Genomic DNA, 20,817 nt, shown 5'->3' with positions numbered 1-20,817 from the left:
CCCGTCGTGGACGTCCTGTCCCCATGGGACGCGAGGAGTGGCCGTCTGTCCACAGGAGTTCGCGCCAGGTAGCCAATCCGTTCCGCTGCCCGAACAATCGGGAGGGAGAGCAGGAGGTGCCCCCATGACCATCGTGGAGCTGCCCGCCGAGGCCCGCGCACTGCTGCCCGAGCCCGAGCCGCACCGCCTCCTCGGCACCGGCGCCACCCCCGATCCGGCCCTGTGGCCCGAGCTGTACCGCCTGCTGGTGCGCGGGCGGCGCCTCAACGAGCAGGCCACCGCGCTCACCCGGCAGGGCCGCCTCGCCGTGTACCCGTCCTCCACCGGCCAGGAGGCGTGCCAGATCGCCGCCGCCCGCGCGCTGGAACCCCGCGACTGGCTGTTCCCCAGCTACCGCGACACCCTCGCCGTCATCACCCGCGGCGTCCCCGCCCCCGCCGCACTCGGCCTGCTGCGCGGCGAATGGCACACGGGCTACGACCCGCGCGAACACCGCGTCGCCCCCCTCTGCACCCCCCTCGCCACGCAGCTCCCGCACGCGACCGGCCTCGCCCACGCCGCGCGACTGCGCGGCGACGACGTGGTGGCCCTCGCCCTCGTCGGCGACGGCGGCACCTCCGAGGGCGACTTCCACGAGGCCCTGAACTTCGCCGCCGTCTGGCGCGCCCCCGTCGTCTTCCTGGTGCAGAACAACCAGTACGCCATCTCCGTCCCCCTCGCCGTCCAGACCGCCGCCCCCTCACTCGCGCACAAGGCGATCGGCTACGGGATGCCCGGCCGCCTCGTGGACGGGAACGACGCCCCGGCCGTCCTCCAGGTGCTGCGCGAGGCGGTCGCCCGCGCCCGTTCCGGCGGCGGCCCCACCCTCGTCGAGGCCGTCACGTACCGCCTCGACGCGCACACCAACGCCGACGACGCCACCCGCTATCGGCCGCCCGAGGAGGTCGCCGCCTGGCGCGAGCGCGACCCGCTCACCCTCCTCGCCCACGACCTGCGCGCCCACGGCCTCCTCACCGACGAGGCCGAACGCGCCGCCCGCGCCGACGCGGAGACCCACGCCGCCGGCCTCCGCGCCGCCCTCACCGCCGACGCCGCCCCCGACCCGGCCGACCTCTTCGCGCACGTCTACGCCACCCCCACCCCCCACCTGCGCGAACAGCGGGACGCCCGGTGAGCGCCACCCTGGCCCAGGCCCTCAACCGCGCCCTGCGCGACGCCCTGGCCGACGACCCCGACGTCCACCTCCTCGGCGAGGACATCGGCACGCTCGGCGGCGTCTTCCGCGTCACCGACGGCCTCGCCGCCGCGTTCGGCCCCGACCGCTGCGCCGACACCCCGCTCGCCGAGGCGGGCATCCTCGGCGCGGCGACGGGCATGGCGATGTACGGGCTGCGGCCGGTGGTCGAGATGCAGTTCGACGCGTTCGGCTACCCGGCGTTCGAGCAACTGGTCAGCCACGTCGCGAAGATGCGCAACCGCACGCGCGGCGCGCTCCCGATGCCGCTGACCGTCCGCGTCCCGTACGGCGGCGGCATCGGCGGCGTCGAGCACCACGGCGACTCGTCCGAGGCCTACTACATGGCCACGCCGGGACTGCACGTCGTCACCCCCGCGACCGTCGCCGACGCGTACGGGCTGCTGCGGCAGGCCATCGCCTCCGACGACCCGGTCGTCTTCCTGGAGCCCAAGCGCCTCTACTGGACGCGCGACGACACCGTCGAACTGCCCGCCGCCGTCGAGCCCCTGGGCCGCGCCGTCCTGCGCCGCCGCGGCGGCGACGCGACGCTGATCGCGTACGGGCCCGCCGTCCCCGTCTGCCTGGCCGCCGCCGACGCCGCGAGGGACGCGGGCTGGGACCTCGGCGTGCTCGACCTGCGCACGCTCGTCCCGTTCGACGACGAGACGGTCTGCGCCGAGGTGCGCCGCACGGGCCGCGCCGTCGTCGTGCACGAGGCGTCGGGGTTCGCCGGACCCGGCGCGGAGATCGCCGCGCGCGTCACCGAGCGCTGCTTCCACCACCTCGCCGCGCCCGTCCTGCGCGTCACCGGCCACGACATCCCGTACCCGCCGCCGATGCTCGAACGCCACCACCTGCCGGACGTGGACCGCGTGCTGGGCGCGGTCGCGCGGCTGCAATGGGAGGAGGACCCGGTATGAGCGCACAGGAGTTCCGGCTGCCCGACCTGGGGGAGGGGCTGACGGGCGCGGAGATCGTCCGCTGGCTGGTGGACGTCGGCGACACCGTGGCCGTCGATCAGCCGGTGGTGGAGGTGGAGACGGCCAAGGCGGTCGTGGAGGTGCCGGTGCCGTACGCGGGGACGGTCAGCGAACGGCTCGGCGCGCCGGGCGACGAGGTCCCGGTCGGCGCCCCGCTGATCCGCGTGACCCCGGCGGACGCCGCCGTCCCCGCCCCCGTCCCCGCCCCCGCGGACCCCGTCCCCGCGGACCCCGCCCCTGTACCCGTTTCACCCGACACGAGCGGCCCCGTCCTGGTCGGCTACGGCACGAGCGCCCCTTCCCCCACCACCACACCGCCCCGCCCCACCACCACGCCCAACGGCCGCACCGTCCCCGTCGTCTCCCCCCTCGTGCGCCGCATCGCCCGCGAACGCGGCGTGGACCTGCGCACCGTCACCGGCACGGGCCCCGGCGGACTCGTCCTGCGCGCCGACGTCGAAGCGGCGGACACCACCACCCGCGTCCCCCTGCGCGGCACCGCCGCCGCCATGGCCGAGAAACTGACCCGCAGCCACTCCGAAATCCCCGCCGCCACCTGCTGGCTGGACGTCGACGCCACCGAACTCCTCGCCGCCCGCCGCGACACCGGCCTGCCGCTGCTCACCCTGCTGGCCCGCGTCTGCGTGTCCGCGCTCACCCGCCATCCCCAGCTCAACGCCACCGTGGACACGTCGGCCCGCGACATCGTCCGCCACAACGCGGTCCACCTCGGCATCGCCACCGACACCGAACGCGGCCTGCTCGTCCCCGTCGTCCGCGACGCGCACCTGCTCCCCGCCCGCCGCCTCGCCGACGAACTGACCCGCCTCACCTCCTCCGCCCACTCCGGCGTCCTCACCCCCGCGGAACTCACCGGCGCCACCTTCACCCTCAACAACTACGGCGTGCTGGGCGTGGACGGCTCCACCCCCCTGCTCAACCACCCCGAGGCCGGCATGCTGGGCGTCGGCCGCATCATCGAGAAGCCCTGGGCCCACGAAGGCGCGCTCGCCCTGCGCCACGTCGTGCAGCTGTCCCTCACCTTCGACCACCGCGTCTGCGACGGCGCGATAGCCGCCGCGTTCCTCCGCCACGTCGCCGAACGCGTCGAACGCCCCGTCCTGCTGCTCGCCGACATCTGACCCGGGTCCGTAACCGCTTCCGGCCCCTACCCGTGGGTACGGCACACCCCTGCCCGACTACCGTGACCGCATGAGCCCTTACGAGGCCGTGGTCCTCGCCGGCGGCGCCGCCCGCCGGCTCGGCGGCGCCGACAAACCCGCCGTCCCCGTCGGCGGACGCACCCTCCTCGCACGTGTCCTGGCCGCCTGCGCCGACGCGGACCGCACGGTCGTCGTCGGCCCCCGCCGCCCCACGCCCGGACGCACCGTCGTGTGGACCCGCGAACAGCCGCCCGGCGGCGGCCCGCTCCCCGCCCTCGACGCCGGACTGCGCGCCACGCAAGGGCCGCTGGTCGCCGTCCTGGCCGCCGACCAGCCGTTCCTCACCCCGGCGCACCTCGCCACGCTGCGCGCCGCCGTGCCCGACGACGCGGACGGCGTGCTGCTGCGCGACCGCACCGGACGCGACCAGCCCCTCACCGCCGTCTACCGCACCGACCCCCTCCGCCGCGAACTGGCCCTCGCCGTCGCCGAGTACGGCACCCTCACCGGCCTGCCCCTCCACATCGTCCTGTCGGGACTCCACCTGCGCCGCCTCGCCTCCGACGACACTCTCGACTGCGACACCTGGGCGGACATCGCAGCGGCCCGTGCCCGCATCAGGGACCATGGACAGGTGTTGGACGAATGGATCGCAGCGGTCAAGGCCGAACTCGGCATCGACCCCGACGTGGACACCAAGGCGCTGCTCGACACCGCCAGGGACGCCGCGCACTCCGTGGCGCGCCCGGCGGCTCCGCTGAGCACTTTCCTCATCGGGTATGCGGCAGCCCTCCACGGGATGTCGCCCCTGGAGGCCGCGGCCAAGGTCTCGGACCTGGCGCACCGCTGGTCCGAGGAGTCGGCGGGCGACAGGAACGCCGAGGGCACCGGGGACACGCGGGGCACCGGGAGCGGACGTCCGTGAGCGACGACTTCGACGACGCCCTCGCCCTCGCCAACGGCCCCGCCGCCGCGACCCTCGCCGCCCCCGCCCCCCACGCGCCCGGCGCCGCGCACCCGCCGCGCCGCACCGGCCCTCGCCACCCCGACGAGCCCTCCTGGGACGCCGCCCGCGCCACCGCCCACCGCGCCGCCCGCCCCCTCCCGCCCCGCCGCCTGCCGCTCGACCTCGCGCTCGGCCACACCCTGGCCGCACCGCTGACGGCGCTGACGGACCTCCCCGCGTTCGACACCTCCGCGATGGACGGCTGGGCTGTCGCGGGCCCGGGGCCCTGGCGGCTCACCGACACCCCCGACGCCCGCGGCCTCCTGGCCGGCGGCGCCACCGGCCCGCTCATCGGCGACGGCCAGGCCGTCGCCATCGCGACCGGCGCCCGCCTCCCCGAGGGCGCCACGGCTGTCCTGCGCGCCGAGCACGGCACCGTCACCGGCCGCCGCCTCACCGGCGCCGGCCCGCAGCACGGCACCGACGTCCGGCCGCGCGGCCAGGAGTGCCGCACCGGCACCGAACTGCTCCCCGCCCGTACGGTCCTCACTCCCGCCGCCCTGGGCCTGGCCGCCGCAGCGGGGTACGACCAGCTCGCCGTACGCCCGCGCCCCCGCGCTGAGGTGCTTGTGCTAGGCGACGAACTGCTGCACCGCGGCCTTCCGCACGACGGCCGTGTCCGTGACGCGCTCGGCCCCATGACCGGCCCCTGGCTCACCGCCCTGGGCGCTCAGACCCTCGTGACCCGTCGCCTCGGCGACGACGCCGAAGCCCTCCACGAGGCCATCAGTACCAGCCGCGCCGACCTGATCGTCACCACGGGGTCCACCGCGCACGGCCCCGTGGACCACCTGCGCGCCGTGCTGGACCGGCTCGGCGCACACCTGCTGGTCAGCGGCGTCGCCGTCCGCCCAGGACACCCCATGCTGCTCGCGGAACTCCCCACCGGCCCGCCCCTGATCGGCCTGCCAGGCAACCCACTGGCCGCCGTGTCCGGGCTCCTCACCCTCGCCGCGCCCCTGCTGTGCGGCCTCGCCGACCGGCCCGCCCCCGCCGATCGTTCCGCCACGCTCACCGGCCCCGTGACGGGCCACCCGCACGACACCCGCCTCGTCCCGGTGATCCGCCCCGAGCCCGGCACGGCCACGCCGCTCAGCTACACGGGGCCCGCCATGCTGCGCGGCATCGCCGCCGCCACCGCGCTGGCCGTCATCCCACCGGGCGGCGCGCGGGAGCACGCCCGGGTCCGCCTCCTCGACCTCCCGCAGACATGAGACTCCCCGGCAGCTCCGTGCCCGACGACACGGACGAGGACATCCCCGACAGCCTGCGCCACGCGCGGTCGCACGACGTGCACCTGCCCCGCCAGGCGGCGGGCCCGCTCGTCCAGGTCATGCGCCGCATCGCCATCGCCACCGCCGTGCTGGCCGCGGCCGTCGTGATCGTCTACCTGGACCGCGGCGGCTACAAGGACAACGTCGCGGGCGGCCCGGTCGGTTTCGGCGACACGCTCTACTACGTGACGGTGTCCCTCTCGACCACCGGCTACGGCGACATCGTGCCCGTCACCGACAAGGCGCGCCTGCTCACCACGTTTCTCATCACGCCGCTCCGGGTGCTGTTCCTGATCATCCTGGTCGGCACGACACTGGAAGTCCTGACCGAACGCACCCGCGATCAGTGGCGCCTCGCCCACTGGAGGCACACCTTGCGCGACCACACCGTCATCGTCGGCTTCGGCACCAAGGGCCGCTCCGCCGCCGAGACCCTGATCGGCGCCGGACTCCCCCAGGACCGCATCGTCGTCGTCGATCCCGACCCGGGCGTCGTGGAACTGGCCGGCGCGGACGGGTACGCGGGCGTCGTCGGCGACGCGAGCCGCAGCAGCGTCCTGATGCGCGCGCGGGCCGACCGCGCCCGCCAGGTCATCATCTCGACGCCGCGCGACGACACGGCCGTCCTCGTCGCGCTGACCGTGCGCCAGCTCAGCGGGAAGGTGCGCGTCGTCGTCTCCGTCCGCGAGGAGGAGAACGTCCCGCTGCTGCGCCAGTCGGGCGCGGACTCGGTGATCACGTCGTCCAGCGCCGTCGGACGCCTCCTCGGCCTGTCCATGATCAGCCCCAGCTCGGGTGCCGTCATGGAGGACCTGATCCAGCACAGCAAGGGCCTGAGCCTGCGCGAACGGCCGGTCACCAAGGCCGAGGCGGGCCGTTCGCCGCGCGAGTGCGACGACCTGGTGGTGTCCGTCATAAGGGGCCACCAGCTGCTGCCGTACGACGACCCGGACGTGGGCACGCTCCAGCTCACCGACCGTCTCGTCGTCATCCACCGCGTCACCCAGGAGGAACTCGCCGCGAAGGCGCGCGCCCTCGCGGAGCGGCGCGGCACGGACCGCGGGCCCGGCTCGTGGCGCATCCCCCGCCGGTGAGCACAGTGAGCACGGTCCTGGCCGAACGGTCGGGCGTCACCGTCACCCGCACCGGCGACACCGTCACCAAGGCGCACACGGCCCGCACCGACGTCGACGCCCTGCGCCGCCGTATACGCCTGGCCGCCCACCCGGCACTGGCCGGCGTACTGCTGCCGCCCCTGCCCCCGGCGCAGGTCACCACCTGGCACGACGGGCGACCGGCGACGCGCTGGCCGTACGGTGCGCCGATCGACCCGCTGACGGACACCGTTCCCTGGGCGGAGGCGGGCACGCTCCTCGCACGCCTGCACGCGCTTCCCCTCCGCGTGTTCCCCACTCACCCGCTCCCACCGAGCGGCGCCCCGGCCCGCATCCTGGCCACGATGCCCGGCACCCTGCGCGCTCTGCCCCACACGCCACTGACCGCCGCACTGGAACGCATCCTGGCCACCACGGCCCCGGCCCTGACCACCCGTCCCACATCCCCCGTCGCCCTGTGCCACGGGGACTTCCACCTGGGACAACTGGTCCTGTTCCGCGGCGCATGGCACCTGATCGACGTGGACGACCTCGGCATGGGCGACCCGTCCTGGGACCTCGCCCGCCCCGCCGCCTGGTACGCGGCCGGGCTGCTGCACCCGGACGACTGGGCGCGTTTCCTCCACGCCTACCGCCCCGACTGGGACCCCTGGCCGACCCTGGACCTCCCGGCCCGCCTGATGACGGCCCACACCGTCGCCCGCGCCCTGGCCCGCGCGGAGGAGGCCCGCCGCCCGCTCACCCCCGAGCAAGAAGCCCTCGCCGACGCCGTTTTCCGGATAAGCCGACTAAGCTGAGGCCGCCTAGCGAGTCGACCATGGAGCCGATGATGCAGTGTCCCAAGTGTGGTGCGCAGATGCACACGTTCAACCGGAGCGGGGTCCAGATCGAGCAGTGCGGCGGCTGCCGCGGGATCTTCCTCGACTACGGCGAGCTTGAGCACCTGACGCAGCTCGAATCCCAGTGGGCACCGCAGGCCCCGCCGCCGCCCCCCGCGCCGAACGCGCCCCACTACCAGCAGGGCCCGGCCTGGGGCACACAGCACTACGGCGGTCACCACGGCGGCCGCCACGGCCACCGCCGCGGCGGCATCTCCGGCCTCTTCTACTCCTCCTGACACCACCCGGATCTCATCCCCCGAACGCCCCGCGCCCCCCGGCCGGGGCGTTCGGCATGCGGCTCCGGGGTTCCCGAACCGGCTGACTGATCGTTAGCATCAAGGCAGGGGAGGGGAAACGCATGTCATTCGACGAGGAGTGGGCGGCCTTACAGGCGGCCGCGCGGGAGGAACAGGCCCGCACACGACTGAACAGCGAGGGCACCGGCGGTGCCGACGCTCTCGACCTCGAAGTCAGCGAGAACGACCTCACGCCGCTCCGTACGGACGCCGACGGGCTCGCCGACCGGGTCACCCAGGACGGCTTTCTCGCCCAGAACATCACGCATGTCGCGGGCATCTTCCTGCGCACACCGGGACTCGACACGGGATACGCGCTGATCGAGGTCGCCGAACGCTGGGAGTCGCAGGCGAACGCCCTGCGGAACGCGCTCCAGCGCATCGCGGGCCACGTCGGTGAGACCGTGCGCGCGCACGCGGGCGACGAACTGGAGACGGCCGCCGCCCTGGAAGGTGCACGGTGGCACGATCCACGCTGACCTTCGAAGAACTGCTCCACCTCCCACTCGCCAAGCTGGACGAGGCCGCCGAGGAGTGGGACCTCCAGGTACGGCGTCTCGACGACATGAAAGACCTGGCGGACGCCATGGGCGAGCACGCCAGGACGGCCGCCTGGTCGGGCGAGAACGCCGGCCTCACGCTCCCGTACGTCACCGAGCAGGTCGAGCAGTTCGACGCCGCCCACAGACAGGCCACGACGCTCCGCAACCTCCTCCGCGACGGCCACGGCCGCCTCAAGTACGCGCAGGACCGGCTGAAGACCCTCGTCGAGAGCGACGCGCCCCGCGCCGGGGTGCACGTCAGCGCCTCGGGCGAGGTCAGCAGCGACCTCGACGGCCTCGACGGCGACACCCGCAGGGCACGCCAGGACGCCGTCGTCGAGATCGCGGGACGGATCACGGAGATCCTCGGCGTCCTCGCCCAGGACGACGCCGAGATCGCCGAAGCCCTCAGGACGGCCATGGGCACCGACCCGGACCGCTTCAGCCCGGTGGACTACACGTCCGTGCAGCAGGCGCGACTGGCGCGGGAGGACGCCGACCGCGTCCTCGACATGATGGCGCGGGGGAACGACCTCAGCGACGACGAACTGCACGACCTGGCGCTCTTCCTCGACCTGCACCGCGACGACCCGGCCTTCGCCGAACGCGTCGCCCTCGGCCTCGGCCCCCAGGGCGTCGTCGACTTCTGGTCCGGCATCGCCGGCGGACGCGACTTCCGGGAGGGCACGCCCGCCTGGGACTCCGCCGCCGCGCTCCAGGCGGCGCTCGGCGACGTCCTCGGCACCGCCACCCGGTCCGACTCGGACGCCATGGAGCGCTGGGAGCAGGATATGACCGCCCTCGGCGACGACCGTGTCGGAGGCCCCGGCGGACCGCACGGCTTCCTCGCGATGAGCGCCCTGCTGCGCACCGGCGACTACGACCCGGACTTCCTGGTGGACTACGGCGACGCCCTGCTGTCGTTCGAGCAGGACTACGACGGTCAGCCGGCCATGCTGTGGGACTCGGACCCGCGCCTGGTGATGAACTTCCTCGGCGAGGGCGCGCAGGAGGGCGACCGCGGCCGCGACCCCGTCATCGGGCTGATGGAGGCACTCGGCCGCACCCCCGAGGCGGCCACGCGCTTCTTCGCGCCGCCGGACGGCTTCGCCCCGTCGGACGGATACCCGGCCCCGCCCCAGGTGTTCGACCCCGAGGCGGCCGGCGAGCAGGTCAACGAGCGGCTGCGCTACCTGGCGTCGGAACGCGACTGGTGGCTCAGCACCGACCACATGGCGCCCGACCCGATCCCCGTCCACGACTCGTTCGCCGACGCCCTGTTCGCCGCCGCGACGGGCAACCCGTCCGGGGTCTTCACCGCCGACACCGTCGAAGAACGCCTGGCCGACGGCGACATGAGAACCGCCGACACCACCCGCGTGATGGACCAGGTGATGCATCTCTACGGCACACTGGAGCCCAACCTTCTCCAGGAAACCCCCGCAATGGGCGCAGCCCTCGGCGCCATGGCGGGGCTGTACATGGACGACATCAACTTCTGGATCTCCGACGACTCCGAAGCAGCCCGTCGGCTCAACGAGGATCTCTTCGGATCGCCGGACGGTGAGCGGGCCGGAAACGGCCACACGAACACCATCAGATTCCTCGGCGCCCTGGGCAGGGACGAAACGGCCCACGGGATGGTCAGCCAGGCCGAGCAGATCTACACCCTGGGCGTTCTTTCCGCCTCGCCGCCTACTGACGAGAGCCAATTTCTTCGCGGCATGGAATCCATCAGCACCGCTGCCGAGGTGCGGGGCATCGTGGACCAGGCACGTGTCGAGACCATCAACACCCGCTACATGGACGACGAGGGGGAAAGAATCCGCCAACTGGGCCAGTCCTCGGGCTGGTGGAAAGCGGGTGGAGCGGCACTCCTCGGCGCGGGCGCGGCGGGACTGTCCCTGGCGGCCTTCCCTGGCGGCGCGGCCATCGCCGTACCCCTGGCCGCAGGCGCCTCGCCTCCACTGATCGGTGAGCTCATGAACCAATTCGTCGACGACGTGAGCGTGAGCTCCCCGGACACCGCGCAGGTAGAGATGACCGAATCGCAGTTCTTCACGGCTGGCAAGCGGGATGTAGCCGACTTGGAACAGATCTACGTGGATGCCGCCATCAACACGGGACTGGACCTCGATACCGAAGTCCGTCTGCCAGTCCAGGTCGAAGGGGCCGGGTATAGGCATGGACGCGACCTGTATGAGGAGGTCGGGCGTTGAGTGAGGAGCACCGGACAGGAATGAGAGCTGCTGCTGCAGGGCGGGCACGTTTTCTCGTAGCTTGGATGCTTTCGCTCACCACGCTTGCGGCGTGTACGTCCGGAGATGACCCAGCGGGGCCTGAACCGTCTGCTACCTACTCTTTTGCCGAGACGGTCGCGGCGGATGAGATCTGCGACGGGTCGATTGCGGGCGAGGCTGCGCGTGATTTGGAGGGATTGGCAGGTGGGACGGAGTTCAGCGAGGCGGAAGGGTTTCCCCCTGCTGACCTCGGCGCGTATGCCGCGGAAATGACTGAATCGGACGCTTTTTCTGGTGTCTTCTGCTCCATCTACACTCCGACGTACTGGTCGGATTCTTTCATCGATATCCGGTTCTACTGGTTCGGCCGCGAAGCCGCCGATATTCAGCCGCAAGTCGGCGCGGTGCTCTACGGGGCGGGGGAGTTGGCATTCGTCGAGGATGACGCCGCTTACATTAAATTTGCCTGTGCGGTTCGCGATACCGGGGAAGAGACGGATCTGTACGCGACTCTCACCATGCCTTCCACTGAAACGGCGATCGATCCTGACGCGATGATGGCCGTGCTGAATTCCGTGTCGTCCGCGCTGGCGGGCGAACTCGGCTGTCCGGACGCCGGGTTGACGGCCACGCCGCCTGAGCGGTTGCCGGACGCGTGAGCGGGGGCGTGTGGTTGCCGTGAGGGGAGCAGGGTTGGTGGAGAGCGTGGTCCGCGCACCGAGCGGTCGCAGGCGGTTTTCTTGAGTGCCCTACGTGTTGTCGGGGCGGTGGCGTGGTCGTCTCTCTTTCTCTCGGTCGCCGCGTGTTCGTCGGGTGACGACGACCGGGCGGGACCCGAGCCGTCGGTCATCTACTCCTTCGAGGCGAACAGTGCGGCGGACGAGGTCTGCGACGGCGCGATCACCGGCGAAGCGGCCCGTGGGTTGGAAGCTCTGGCAGGCGGAACAGAATTCGGCGAGATGGACGGACTACCGCCCGCCGACTTGCCCATCTATGCTGCTCAGTTCGCAGAACCCGACGCCTTCACCAGCGTCTTCTGCACCATCTACACCTCGCAATACTCGTCGAACCCGTTCACCGTCCTCCGGTTCTCCTGGTACGAGCGTGAGGCGGGGGACAACACGCCCCCCGAGGACGCCTGGGTGCTCTACGGAACGGGCGACTCGGCATACGTTGATGTCAGGGCCGATGCTGCGTACATCGAGTTTCACTGCCCGGTACGCGACTCAGCGGTGTACGAGGAACTGCATGCCGCACTCACGATGCCCAACCCCGAGACGGCGACCGACCCTGACGCGATGATGGCCGTCCTGAACTCCGTGTCGTCCGCGCTGGCAGATGAGCTGGGTTGTCCGGATGACGGGTTGGCCGCCGCGCCGCCTGAGCGGCTGCCGGATGTGTGAGGTCAGGGGTGCGGGTTGGTGGTGCGGTGAGGGATCAGGCCGTGGGACATCGCCGTCACCACGGCGTGGGTGCGGTCGTTCACGTCCAGTTTCGCGAAGATCCGCAGCAGGTGTGTCTTCACCGTCGCCTCGCCGATGACCAGGCGCTTGCCGATCTCCGCGTTGGACAGGCCGTCCGCGACCGCTTCGAGCACCTGTGTCTCCCGTGCCGTCAGTGCCACGGGTGCCGGGCGGCGCATGCGGGAGACCAGCTTCGCCGCCACGCGCGGTGCCAGGACCGTCTCGCCCCGCGCCGCCGCGTGGATGGCGGCGACGAGCTGTTCGCGCGTGGTGTCCTTCAGCAGGTAGCCGATCGCGCCCGCCTCCACCGCGCGTTCGATGTCGGCGTCGGTGTCGTACGTCGTGAGGATCAGCACCCGCGTGCGCCGGCCGCGTGCCACGATCTCGGTGGTCGCGGCCACCCCGTCGAGGCCGGGCATCCGCAGGTCGAGCAGCGCCACATCGGGGTCGAGCCGTTCGACGAGTTCCACCGCCTCGCCGCCGTCGCCCGCCTCGCCGACGATCTCGACGGTCGGTTCGGCCGCCATCAGCGCCACGACCCCCGCCCGCATCACCGTGTGGTCGTCGGCGACGACGACACGGAGCACCTCCGCCGTCATGCCTGCTCCTGTCCGTCGTCGCCGGCCGGGACGATCGCGACGACGCGCGTCCCGTCACCGACCGAGCTGGTCACCGTCAGTTCGCCGCCCAGTTCCGCCATGCGCCTGCGCATGCCGTCCAGGCCGAAGCCCTTCGACGCGCCGACGACGAAGCCGCGCCCGTCGTCGGTGATCTCCAGCTCGACCGCGTGCGGATGGCGTGTGAGCACGACGCCGACGGTCGTCGCGGCGGCGTGCTTGCGTATGTTCGCCAGCGACTCCTGCGTGCAGCGCAGCAGGGCGATGCGGGTGCGCTGGTCCAGCTCGACGTCCGGCAGCTCCGCCTCGACGGCGAGCCCCGTGTCCTCCGCGAACCGGTCGAGCGTCCGCCGCAGCGTCCGCGCGACCGAACCGGGGACGATGCCGCCCGGTGGCGCCTGGCCGACGAGGGCCCGCGCCTCGGTGAGGTTCTCGCGCGCGGTCCGCTCTATCGACAGCAACTGCTGCCCGCTGCGCGCCGGGTCCGTCTCCAGACCGGAACGGGCCGCCTCGGCCAGCACGACGATCGACGCGAAACCCTGCGCCAGCGTGTCGTGGATCTCCCGGGCGAGCCGTTCCCGCTCCTCCGCCGCGCCCTGCCGCTGGTAGGCGGCGACGAGCCTGGCCTGCGCGGTCTCCAGCTCGGCGCCGAGGTGGCGGACGCGTTCCCGCTGCTGCTCCAGGTAGCGGTGCGCCGAGAGCCCGACGAGCACGCTGACCAGGAACGCGAGCAGCGTGGCCGCCACGTTCCCGTTGGTCAGGCTCGGACTCCAGCCCTGCGGCGCGACGCCGCCCAGCACGGTCGCCAGCGCGGCCAGGCCGCTCGACGCGATCGCCGAACGCGGCTCCCGGGCGAGGAACCAGAAGTGCGGCACGGTCGCGATGTACGCCGTCGCCCCGCCGTCCCGCAGGTACGACATCGCGGCCAGGCCCGCTATCAGCCCCCACGTGACGACGTCGGGCCGCGCGACCGCCCGCTCGGGGAACGCGCGCCCGGCCGCGTAGAACAGCCCGACCGCGACCGGTACCCCGATCGCCCAGTACCGCGCCGCCCCGGGGTCGTCCAGCCCGGCGACGGACATCGGCGCGAGGCCGAGCAGCACCCAGCCCAGGAGGTACCACCGGTGCGGTGACCAGGCACGGAACTGTTCGACAGCGGGCATACCGGTCAGCCTACGTCCGAGCTCTGACAACCGGCCGGGACGGGCGGGAGGGGGACTCACACCGCCATCCTCGCGACACGCGACCACCCCCCACCAGCCTCATCCGGTGGACCACCCCGTCCACCGATCGACGGACCCCGCGCCGGTCACGCGGCGGGCAGACGCCGATACCGGCCGGCCTGCCGCCGACGTCCCCCGGGTGGGTGACTTCGCACCGTCGCGGACCACCGGGCGGCGGGGCGATCGCCCGGTGATGCGGTGGCCTGTGTCCTGGGTAGAGGCGAAGCAGCGTGCCGGTGCGGTGAACTGCACCGACGGCTGGGGTACTTGGGTCGGGAGTACCGTTCCAGGTGTCGAGTGCGATTCGAAGGCGGGACCGGCATGGCACATGGCATCGACGAACACACCGGGGCGCGGATCGCGGACTACCGCAAGCTGCGGCAGCTCACTCAAGCAGGCTTGGCGCAGAGAGCGTTCGTGTCCCGTGGCACCATCGCGAAGATCGAGGCGGGTCTGTCGCCCGCCACACCCGCCGTCGTGGCGGCCGTCGCCCGCGCGCTCGAGGTCGAAGTGGCCGTGCTCAACGGCCAGCCCTACCTCGAAGAGATGCGCCAGGACCAGCTCGACCGCATGATCGCGCCGTTGGCCCACGCCCTCGACATGTACGACCTCGGCCCCGACCCGGGCATCCGGCCGCGCCCGCTGACGCAGGTGACGACCGAGGTGGCCAACCTGTGCAAAGCCGCCTGCGCCACGGAGTACAACCGCACCGGTGACCGGCTGCCCGGCCTGCTCGCCGAACTCACGACCATCATCGGAGGCCTGCCGGAAGGCACGGAGCGCCGCCGCACCGCCGCACAACTCGCCTGGTGCTACTGGGTGGCCTACGAGTTCGCCTACCGGCTCGGCTACCACCACCTCGCCGCGATCGCACTGGAGCGCATGGGCTACATGGGCGAACAGGCCCAGGACCCCCTGCTGCTGGCCCTCCGGCTCCAACGCCGTTCCAGCATGCTCCTGCGCCGCGGCGACAATCAGCTGGCGCTCCGTGTCCTGGACCGGGCACACCGGTTCGTGGGACAGCACGAGGCGCCCGGCTCCGTGCCGACGCTCGCCGTGTCAGGAAGCCTCCACCTCGCCGGAGCCATCGCCACGGCGCAGGCGAAGAACGGCGAGGACGTGAAGGAGCGGATGAACGAGGCCCGAGCCGTCGCCGAGCGCATCGGCAGGGATGTGCCGCTGGTGTACTGGGCGTCGTTCGGACTGACCAGCGTGGCTCACTTCGACGTCGCGACCGCCGTGGAGCTGGGACAGCTCGGCGAAGCGGTGAAGTCCGCGCGCAAAGTGCGGTTCCCGGCGGATCACCCGCGCATGCGGGTCGGCCGGTACCACATGGAACTCGCCTGGGCGTACTCACAGATGGGACGTGCCGAGTCCGCGCAGAAAGAGCTGTTCAAGGCGCGCGAGGCAGCGCCGCAGCAGGCGCGGTACCACCCGCTGATGCGGGAGACGGTAGGGGTGCTGGTGCGCCGCTCACGCTCCGTCCCGGGCACGTTGGCGTCGCTGGCGTCGTGGGTCGGTATGTAGAAGGCGTCGGTGAGGACACCCCCTGGTGTTCCCGAAGAGAGGAACACCAGGGCCTTCCCACTGCGCGAATCTGTGACGGTCCGTACATCGACCGTCACAGGAGTTTGCCATGGCGACGTTCGTCCCCTTGTCATCGCCCGCTTGGTTGCCGTTCGACGGGCGGGTGCGCATAAGGCTGTTGGGTGAGGAGTTCGACGCGGTGCGGGTGCCCGCGTTCCAGGGGGTGTACGTCCACCGCCGGCTGCGGCTGACCGGGCTGTCCGGGCCCGTGATCGAGGACCCGGCGCACGGTGTCCTGTACTGGCTCGTGCCGCCCGGAGCGGCGAACGGGCGGGGGTGGCCGGGTGGCGTGACGCCGCTGGGGCGCGGCTACTCGCTCGCCGTCCCGGCCGCCGACCGTGTCGGCGGGCCGTGGGTCGGTGACGGCGAGGTGCGGTGGCTGGTGGTCCCGCCGTCCGGGCATTGCCTCACTGATCCCGAGGTGCTGTACGCCGCGCTGGCCCGGGTGTTCGGAGGCCGCCGTGGATGAGCCGCGCCGTCCCCGGTACCTCACCCCGGCCCCGGTGCGGGAGGAGAATCCGGCGATCACTGTCATCACCGGCCTGGAGGGGCCCGTTCTTCCGAGGCCCGAGCCCGTGGAGCCCGAGACCGCCGGGCCCGACGAGGCGCCGGACGGCGGTGAGGCGTCGTGAACCTGGTGCCGCGCTGCATGTACTGCGAGGCGACCACCGGGGAGTTGGTCGCCGTCGCGCTGGTCGCGACCGGTTCGGGGCCCGGCTGGACGTACGAGGCGTGCCGGGCCTGTCGCGTCAGCGAGCGGCTCGTTCCGCTCGTCGCGCAGCCCTCGTCCTCCCTCGGCGGCCTGCACCACTGGCCCGAGGCCGTCCCCCACGACCTCGTGACCCGCCTCGCGGACCTCGGCGACGCCGCCGGGCTGCGGCCGGTCGTGGACCGGCTGTTCCCGGCCATCGCGGCAACGGCGGGCCGCTGCACGCCCGCACACCGGCGCCGGCTCGCCCAGGCCGTCGTGGAGGCGGCGGTGGACGACCTGCGGGCCGCCGCCGCCCGCGCGCCGGGGGACCGTACGTGACCGCTGCCGACGAGGCGGCGCCGGACCGTCCGTTCGCCCACCGGTTCTTCCCCGGGGGCGGCGGGCGGGACGACACGGCGGCGGCACGGGAGTGGGCGCGCGGGGCGCTGAGCGGCTGGGGCCGGGCGGAGGCGTTCCCCGTCGCGGACGCGCTGATCGGCGCCGCGCGGACGCGTCGGCCGTGGTGGCTGGGCTTTCGCGTCCACGAGGAAGCCGTGCACATCCAGGTGCTGCGGGCGCGTGTCGCGCGAACGCCCCGCATGCCGCCCGTCGTTCACGGCGCGGAAGATCTCGTCTGGACCTACGGCACGGCGCGCACACCGGACGGGCTGTGCCTGTGGGCAACGGTGCGGACGGCGGCCTGGCACCGGCACCCGTACGGGTAGCGCTCCCGTACCGGACCCGACGCGGACGCGGCCGACCTCGGGCCCGTCCGAGGGGGTGAAGTTCTGCCCATAGCTGGCGAATTGGACGGCGGGCGGGTTACGCTCCCTGCCCGATCTTGATCCACCCATGATTGACCCCGGCGGTGCGGCAACACCCCGGGGTCCGACACCGAAGGAAACCACTTCGATGCGTATCCACCTTACCGCGCGCACCCGCCACTTCACGGTCCTTGGCAACGAAATGCTCCAGGACGACCGACTCAGCTTCACCGCGCGGGGTGTCCTCGGGTATCTGCTCTCCCTGCCGGACGGCGCCCGCGAGGACGTCCGCACCCTCGCCGACAACCACCCCGGGACCGGGCGTCGCGGCATCGCCAAAGCCGTGGACGAGCTGATCGCGCTGGGCTATTACGTGCGCCGGACGGTCCGTTGCGAACGGACCGGGCGCGTCCGTACGGAGACGCACGTGTACGACGTCCCGCAGACCGACCCGCCGCCGACCCGGTCGGCGCCACCGCCTCCCCCGCCGCCTCCGCCTCCGCCGCCGCCTCCCCCGCCCCCGGGAACCGGTGATCCACGGGACGGTGGCCCGGGAGCGTTCCCTGAAGGGAAAAAGAACCTGGGGAAAGAACCCTCCCTCCCGGCCGGTTCGCGCTGGCTCGTGCGCCTCACCGCCGTCGAGCCGCGGCTCGCCCTCGGCGCGGCGGACGCCGCCGCGCTCGCCCCGCTCGTCGAACCGTGGCTCGCCCGGGGCGTACCCGAACCGGAGGCGCGCGGCCTCCTCACGAACGGGTTGCCGCCCGTCGTCTACTCGGCCCGCGCCCTCCTCGCCAACCGGCTGACCCGCAAACTCCCCGCCCAACGAGCGCCCGCTCCCGCGCCGTTGCGCGAGTGCGCCAGCTGCCGCGACCCGTTGCCACGGCGGTCACGCCAGGCGCTCTGCGCGGCCTGCGACGGCACCGCACCGGCCCACCCGGAACCGGCCTCTGCGCACGAAGCCGTCACGGCTCACGTCGCCCGCCTCCGGGCGCTCCTACGCGGCGGCGTCCCGGCCCCGGCGCTGTGACCGGTCGCGGGGTGGCGGGGAGTCCACCGACTCAGGCCACGCGGCCGAGGTGGATGACGTTGACGCGCACCTGGCGATCGCTGATCTCGTACATGACCCGATACCGTCCGACGTGGATGCGCAGCAGATCGGAGCTGCCGTACGCACTCTTGGGCCGAGGGTTCCCGGCCAGGTGATCGACCGCGGTGAAGACTTGCTGGACACCAGCCGGATCCTTACGGGCGAATCGCTCGGCCTGTTGGAGGGCTTGTGGTTCCCAGATGACCCCGTGCGTCATGCTCCGCCCTCGCCGAAGACCCGACGACGGGCCTCGTCGTGGGGGACGCCGGAATCCTCGCCTCGCGCCTGGCGGGCTCGATAGGCGGCAAGCGCGCGCATCTCCTGAAGTTCCAGCGCGTCGGAAGGGCTGACCAGCACGGCGACTATCCGCCCTTCGTCGGTGAGAGCGACCGGCTCACCGGTGCGCTCGACCTCGTGGGCGATCGCGCCCAATCGGTTCTGTACTTCACGCATCGAATAGGACTCTTCCGGCATGGGCGCCACTCTAGGGAACTGTCCGACCGCGCCGTGGCGCACAGGTGTTGGCACATCCGTCCGGGCCCGCCTTCAGACGCCGAGATGCGTCCGGCGGGGCGCCGGTGCCTCCCGCAGCCGTGGTGACTGCGCGTCGCCGAACCGGGACGGAATTGTCAGTGGTGGGGGCTAGTGTCGGAGGCGGTGGGGGGATCGGTGAAGGGGGTCGTGGTGGGGATCAAGGCTGCTGTGATCGCGTTTGCGCCGGAGAGTCCGCGTGCGGTTCTGCGGGCCGGGCTGGTGGCGGGGCCCGAGTCGTCGTCGCTGGCCGAGCAGTTCGCCGGGGACGGGCTGGTGACGCATGTCGGCGCGGCCTCGCTCGACCGGGCCGTCTGGCCGGATGAGGGAACGGTGTGCGCGGGGCGCTTCGACGGGCTCGACATCGTCGCCTTCCGGGGGCTGGCCCGTGCGCGGCCCAGTGAGATATCCGAGGCCGTCCTCGGACTCGCGGCCGGGCGGCGGGCGTATGCCGTCTTCATGCACAGCGTCGTGGACTGGATGGCGTTCGCGGTGTGGGACGGGGAGCGGCTCGTGCGCAGTCTGAGCCTGTCGCCCGGCGAGGGTGTGCTGGAGGACGTCGGGGAGCGGCTGCCGTTCGAGGCGCCCTACTGGGCCGGGGCGCACGCCCTGACCCACGCCCCGGACTACCCCCTGCCCTTCCATCCCCTCGAACTCGGCGACGAGGCGCTGGCCGCGTACTTCGGCTTCGCGCTGGAGGGTGCCCTGGACGACGACATCCTCGACCCGGAGGACGTGACCCTGGCGGTCTTCCGCATACCCTAACCCCAGTGGGGGTAGCTTGGGGGTATGCCGAAAATCAACGTGTATCTGCCGGATGAACTGGCCGAGGCGGTGCGGAGTTCGGGGGTGCCGGTGTCCGCTGTCTGCCAGCGCGCGCTGGAGCAGGCCGTGCGGCGCGTCGTCGCCATCAGGGAGTCGGCGCTCGACGGGCTCGACGCCGCCGAACCCACCGGCGCGCTCGCGCACTTCACCGCGCGGAGCAGGGATGTCCTCAAGCTGGCCGCCGACCGGGCCGGGGAGGACGGTGCGGCCGGTGTCGGGACGGGCCACATCCTGGCGGCGATGATGGCCGAGGGGAGCAACCTCGGTGTGCGTGTCCTCCGGGCCATGGACATCGAGCCGGAGCGCGTCGCCCGCGAACTGTCCGGCCGGGCCGGGGAGGAGGAGGCAGCGGGGGAGGGGAGCGGCGGTGCGCGGAGGTTCGGTGTGCGGGCGGCGGGAGCCATCGAGCTGACGGTCACCGAGTCCATCGCCCTCGGCCACGACTACATCGGCTGCGAGCACCTGTTGATCGGGCTCGCGTCCGAGCCGGACGGCGTGGCGGGGCGTGTCCTGCGCGAGCTGGGCGCGGAGCCGAAGGCGGTGCGCAGGGCCGTCACGGCGGCCCTGGCCGGGTACGTCCATCTGCGCGCCACGGCGCAGCAGGGCCAACCGGCGGCGGTGCCCGAGGCGTTCGCCGACGCCGTCCGGCAGGAGATCGCGCCGCTGGCCGAGCGCGTCGCCCGTCTTGAGGCCAGGATCGGCGCGGCGGCGGCGGACGGCGCGTAGCGCGTCAGACCTGCCGGGAGTGGGCGGTGAGGAGGGCGCGGAGGCGGTCGGTCCCGTCGGCGGTGCGGAGGGTCCGCTTGGGGAGGACCATCAGGCATGCCGTCGGCCGGCCGCCGCTGAGCAGGACGAACGCGTGCGGCGTCTCGTGCCAGCGGGGGGCTTTCGCCCAGGGCAGCGTGACCTTCCGGTCGCCCTTCTCCAGGGTGCGGACGATGCCGTCGCCGTCGACCACGGTCCTCTTCACCGCCGCGTTGAACGGCCCCCGGAACACCTTCGGGAGGAACAGCAGACCGTAGACGAGGTAGACCGCGTCCACGACGAGGACGGGCACGTTCACCCCGTCGCCCCTCCCCACGGCGCGGTACGCGATCAGCGCCGCGACGACCAGCACGAACAGCCGGAAGACCCAGGGCGACGTCCGCAACTTCCGCGTCGCGTCCAGCGCCGCGCGGATCTCCTCCGGTGTCGCCCGCGACCGCAGTTCGACCCGCCCCTGCTCCCCGTCCGTCCCGTCCGTCCTGTCCGTCTTGGCCGTGTCCACGCCGTCCGCCCCCTCCTCCGTACTGGTC

The 20,817-nt window shown here is 72.8% G+C and carries 25 protein-coding genes; 20 read left to right on the top strand and 5 right to left on the bottom strand.

Going from position 1 to position 20,817, the window contains the following annotated elements; genetic code table 11:
- Positions 1-124: 124 nt before the first annotated feature.
- The 12 genes from pdhA to ACL02R_RS08625 all read left to right on the top strand — a co-directional run bounded on the left by pdhA (position 125) and on the right by ACL02R_RS08625 (position 12,137).
- Positions 125-1,174 (top strand): pyruvate dehydrogenase (acetyl-transferring) E1 component subunit alpha, encoded by a 1,050-nt coding sequence (pdhA, locus tag ACL02R_RS08680; protein WP_412796287.1) that lies wholly within the window; start codon positions 125-127, stop codon positions 1,172-1,174.
- Complete coding sequence (locus ACL02R_RS08675; protein WP_412796286.1) at positions 1,171-2,157, top strand: alpha-ketoacid dehydrogenase subunit beta; 987 nt, start codon at positions 1,171-1,173, stop codon at positions 2,155-2,157. Before pdhA ends, ACL02R_RS08675 begins: the two co-directional genes overlap by 4 nt.
- Positions 2,136-3,359, top strand: a complete 1,224-nt coding sequence (locus tag ACL02R_RS08670) for a dihydrolipoamide acetyltransferase family protein (RefSeq protein ID WP_412796285.1) — start codon at positions 2,136-2,138, stop codon at positions 3,357-3,359. The genes ACL02R_RS08675 and ACL02R_RS08670 overlap by 22 nt, the downstream gene beginning before the upstream one ends.
- 70 nt (positions 3,360-3,429) lie before the next feature.
- The gene (locus ACL02R_RS08665; protein ID WP_412796284.1) at positions 3,430-4,305 is read left to right on the top strand and encodes an NTP transferase domain-containing protein; all 876 of its coding nucleotides are present in this window, start codon (positions 3,430-3,432) and stop codon (positions 4,303-4,305) included.
- On the top strand, positions 4,302-5,600 hold the full coding sequence (locus ACL02R_RS08660; RefSeq protein WP_412796283.1) for a molybdopterin molybdotransferase MoeA: 1,299 nt from the start codon (positions 4,302-4,304) through the stop codon (positions 5,598-5,600). Before ACL02R_RS08665 ends, ACL02R_RS08660 begins: the two co-directional genes overlap by 4 nt.
- Positions 5,597-6,754 (top strand): potassium channel family protein, encoded by a 1,158-nt coding sequence (locus ACL02R_RS08655; protein ID WP_412796282.1) that lies wholly within the window; start codon positions 5,597-5,599, stop codon positions 6,752-6,754. Before ACL02R_RS08660 ends, ACL02R_RS08655 begins: the two co-directional genes overlap by 4 nt.
- Positions 6,751-7,572 (top strand): phosphotransferase, encoded by an 822-nt coding sequence (locus ACL02R_RS08650; RefSeq protein WP_412796281.1) that lies wholly within the window; start codon positions 6,751-6,753, stop codon positions 7,570-7,572. The genes ACL02R_RS08655 and ACL02R_RS08650 overlap by 4 nt, the downstream gene beginning before the upstream one ends.
- A gap of 32 nt (positions 7,573-7,604) precedes the next feature.
- Positions 7,605-7,892: a zf-TFIIB domain-containing protein gene (locus tag ACL02R_RS08645; RefSeq protein ID WP_412796280.1), complete on the top strand. Its 288-nt coding sequence runs from the start codon at positions 7,605-7,607 to the stop codon at positions 7,890-7,892.
- A 122-nt stretch (positions 7,893-8,014) separates the two neighbouring features.
- Positions 8,015-8,431, top strand: a complete 417-nt coding sequence (locus ACL02R_RS08640; protein ID WP_362956872.1) for a hypothetical protein — start codon at positions 8,015-8,017, stop codon at positions 8,429-8,431.
- Positions 8,413-10,713, top strand: a complete 2,301-nt coding sequence (locus ACL02R_RS08635) for a DUF6571 family protein (protein WP_412796279.1) — start codon at positions 8,413-8,415, stop codon at positions 10,711-10,713. Before ACL02R_RS08640 ends, ACL02R_RS08635 begins: the two co-directional genes overlap by 19 nt.
- A gap of 65 nt (positions 10,714-10,778) precedes the next feature.
- Positions 10,779-11,393: a hypothetical protein gene (locus ACL02R_RS08630; RefSeq protein ID WP_412796278.1), complete on the top strand. Its 615-nt coding sequence runs from the start codon at positions 10,779-10,781 to the stop codon at positions 11,391-11,393.
- A gap of 81 nt (positions 11,394-11,474) precedes the next feature.
- Positions 11,475-12,137 (top strand): hypothetical protein, encoded by a 663-nt coding sequence (locus ACL02R_RS08625; RefSeq protein ID WP_412796277.1) that lies wholly within the window; start codon positions 11,475-11,477, stop codon positions 12,135-12,137.
- Positions 12,138-12,139: 2 nt separating this feature from the next.
- Here the strand turns inward: ACL02R_RS08625 and ACL02R_RS08620 are convergent, their stop codons facing one another.
- Positions 12,140-12,796, bottom strand: coding sequence for a response regulator (locus ACL02R_RS08620; protein ID WP_412796276.1), 657 nt, complete (start codon positions 12,794-12,796; stop codon positions 12,140-12,142).
- Positions 12,793-13,977, bottom strand: coding sequence for a sensor histidine kinase (locus ACL02R_RS08615; protein ID WP_412796275.1), 1,185 nt, complete (start codon positions 13,975-13,977; stop codon positions 12,793-12,795). The genes ACL02R_RS08620 and ACL02R_RS08615 overlap by 4 nt, the downstream gene beginning before the upstream one ends.
- A 381-nt stretch (positions 13,978-14,358) precedes the next feature.
- Between ACL02R_RS08615 and ACL02R_RS08610 the strand changes: the two genes are divergently transcribed.
- The 6 genes from ACL02R_RS08610 (at position 14,359) to ACL02R_RS08585 (ending at position 18,106) form a co-directional block, all read left to right on the top strand.
- The gene (locus tag ACL02R_RS08610) at positions 14,359-15,564 is read left to right on the top strand and encodes a helix-turn-helix domain-containing protein (protein WP_412796274.1); all 1,206 of its coding nucleotides are present in this window, start codon (positions 14,359-14,361) and stop codon (positions 15,562-15,564) included.
- A 109-nt stretch (positions 15,565-15,673) separates the two neighbouring features.
- Entirely contained in the window at positions 15,674-16,093 is a 420-nt protein-coding gene (locus ACL02R_RS08605) for a hypothetical protein (protein ID WP_412796273.1), read from the top strand.
- Complete coding sequence (locus ACL02R_RS08600) at positions 16,086-16,256, top strand: hypothetical protein (protein WP_412796272.1); 171 nt, start codon at positions 16,086-16,088, stop codon at positions 16,254-16,256. The genes ACL02R_RS08605 and ACL02R_RS08600 overlap by 8 nt, the downstream gene beginning before the upstream one ends.
- Positions 16,253-16,654, top strand: coding sequence for a hypothetical protein (locus ACL02R_RS08595; RefSeq protein ID WP_412796271.1), 402 nt, complete (start codon positions 16,253-16,255; stop codon positions 16,652-16,654). Before ACL02R_RS08600 ends, ACL02R_RS08595 begins: the two co-directional genes overlap by 4 nt.
- Positions 16,651-17,040, top strand: coding sequence for a hypothetical protein (locus tag ACL02R_RS08590; protein WP_412796270.1), 390 nt, complete (start codon positions 16,651-16,653; stop codon positions 17,038-17,040). The genes ACL02R_RS08595 and ACL02R_RS08590 overlap by 4 nt, the downstream gene beginning before the upstream one ends.
- Before the next feature lie 187 nt (positions 17,041-17,227).
- Entirely contained in the window at positions 17,228-18,106 is an 879-nt protein-coding gene (locus ACL02R_RS08585) for a hypothetical protein (RefSeq protein WP_412796269.1), read from the top strand.
- A gap of 31 nt (positions 18,107-18,137) precedes the next feature.
- Here the strand turns inward: ACL02R_RS08585 and ACL02R_RS08580 are convergent, their stop codons facing one another.
- Positions 18,138-18,383: a type II toxin-antitoxin system RelE family toxin gene (locus tag ACL02R_RS08580; protein ID WP_412796268.1), complete on the bottom strand. Its 246-nt coding sequence runs from the start codon at positions 18,381-18,383 to the stop codon at positions 18,138-18,140.
- Positions 18,380-18,640: a type II toxin-antitoxin system prevent-host-death family antitoxin gene (locus ACL02R_RS08575; RefSeq protein WP_412796267.1), complete on the bottom strand. Its 261-nt coding sequence runs from the start codon at positions 18,638-18,640 to the stop codon at positions 18,380-18,382. The genes ACL02R_RS08580 and ACL02R_RS08575 overlap by 4 nt, the downstream gene beginning before the upstream one ends.
- A 228-nt stretch (positions 18,641-18,868) precedes the next feature.
- Between ACL02R_RS08575 and ACL02R_RS08570 the strand changes: the two genes are divergently transcribed.
- Together ACL02R_RS08570 and ACL02R_RS08565 are read left to right on the top strand one after the other, a co-directional pair.
- Complete coding sequence (locus tag ACL02R_RS08570) at positions 18,869-19,462, top strand: DUF6928 family protein (protein ID WP_412796266.1); 594 nt, start codon at positions 18,869-18,871, stop codon at positions 19,460-19,462.
- Between the two features lie 24 nt (positions 19,463-19,486).
- Complete coding sequence (locus ACL02R_RS08565) at positions 19,487-20,248, top strand: Clp protease N-terminal domain-containing protein (RefSeq protein ID WP_412796265.1); 762 nt, start codon at positions 19,487-19,489, stop codon at positions 20,246-20,248.
- 4 nt (positions 20,249-20,252) lie between these two features.
- Here ACL02R_RS08565 and ACL02R_RS08560 read toward each other — a convergent pair whose 3' ends face one another.
- Positions 20,253-20,789, bottom strand: a complete 537-nt coding sequence (locus tag ACL02R_RS08560; protein ID WP_412796264.1) for a hypothetical protein — start codon at positions 20,787-20,789, stop codon at positions 20,253-20,255.
- Positions 20,790-20,817: the final 28 nt, after the last annotated feature.

Source organism: Streptomyces sp. MS19 (genome assembly GCF_047200595.1).
GTDB lineage: Bacteria > Actinomycetota > Actinomycetes > Streptomycetales > Streptomycetaceae > Streptomyces.
This window is presented reverse-complemented; position numbering and strand designations above follow the sequence as displayed.

Excerpts from the sequence above, each read along its gene's own strand:
- pdhA (WP_412796287.1), top strand. The coding sequence starts at position 125 with ATGACCATCGTGGAGCTGCCCGCCGAGGCCCGCGCACTGCTGCCCGAG.
- ACL02R_RS08670 (WP_412796285.1), top strand. The coding sequence starts at position 2,136 with ATGGGAGGAGGACCCGGTATGAGCGCACAGGAGTTCCGGCTGCCCGAC.
- ACL02R_RS08665 (WP_412796284.1), top strand. The coding sequence starts at position 3,430 with ATGAGCCCTTACGAGGCCGTGGTCCTCGCCGGCGGCGCCGCCCGCCGG.
- ACL02R_RS08655 (WP_412796282.1), top strand. The coding sequence starts at position 5,597 with ATGAGACTCCCCGGCAGCTCCGTGCCCGACGACACGGACGAGGACATC.
- ACL02R_RS08645 (WP_412796280.1), top strand. The coding sequence starts at position 7,605 with ATGCAGTGTCCCAAGTGTGGTGCGCAGATGCACACGTTCAACCGGAGC.
- ACL02R_RS08640 (WP_362956872.1), top strand. The coding sequence starts at position 8,015 with ATGTCATTCGACGAGGAGTGGGCGGCCTTACAGGCGGCCGCGCGGGAG.
- ACL02R_RS08630 (WP_412796278.1), top strand. The coding sequence starts at position 10,779 with ATGCTTTCGCTCACCACGCTTGCGGCGTGTACGTCCGGAGATGACCCA.
- ACL02R_RS08620 (WP_412796276.1), bottom strand. The coding sequence starts at position 12,796 with ATGACGGCGGAGGTGCTCCGTGTCGTCGTCGCCGACGACCACACGGTG.
- ACL02R_RS08615 (WP_412796275.1), bottom strand. The coding sequence starts at position 13,977 with ATGCCCGCTGTCGAACAGTTCCGTGCCTGGTCACCGCACCGGTGGTAC.
- ACL02R_RS08610 (WP_412796274.1), top strand. The coding sequence starts at position 14,359 with ATGGCACATGGCATCGACGAACACACCGGGGCGCGGATCGCGGACTAC.
- ACL02R_RS08605 (WP_412796273.1), top strand. The coding sequence starts at position 15,674 with ATGGCGACGTTCGTCCCCTTGTCATCGCCCGCTTGGTTGCCGTTCGAC.
- ACL02R_RS08585 (WP_412796269.1), top strand. The coding sequence starts at position 17,228 with ATGCGTATCCACCTTACCGCGCGCACCCGCCACTTCACGGTCCTTGGC.
- ACL02R_RS08580 (WP_412796268.1), bottom strand. The coding sequence starts at position 18,383 with ATGACGCACGGGGTCATCTGGGAACCACAAGCCCTCCAACAGGCCGAG.
- ACL02R_RS08575 (WP_412796267.1), bottom strand. The coding sequence starts at position 18,640 with ATGCCGGAAGAGTCCTATTCGATGCGTGAAGTACAGAACCGATTGGGC.
- ACL02R_RS08565 (WP_412796265.1), top strand. The coding sequence starts at position 19,487 with ATGCCGAAAATCAACGTGTATCTGCCGGATGAACTGGCCGAGGCGGTG.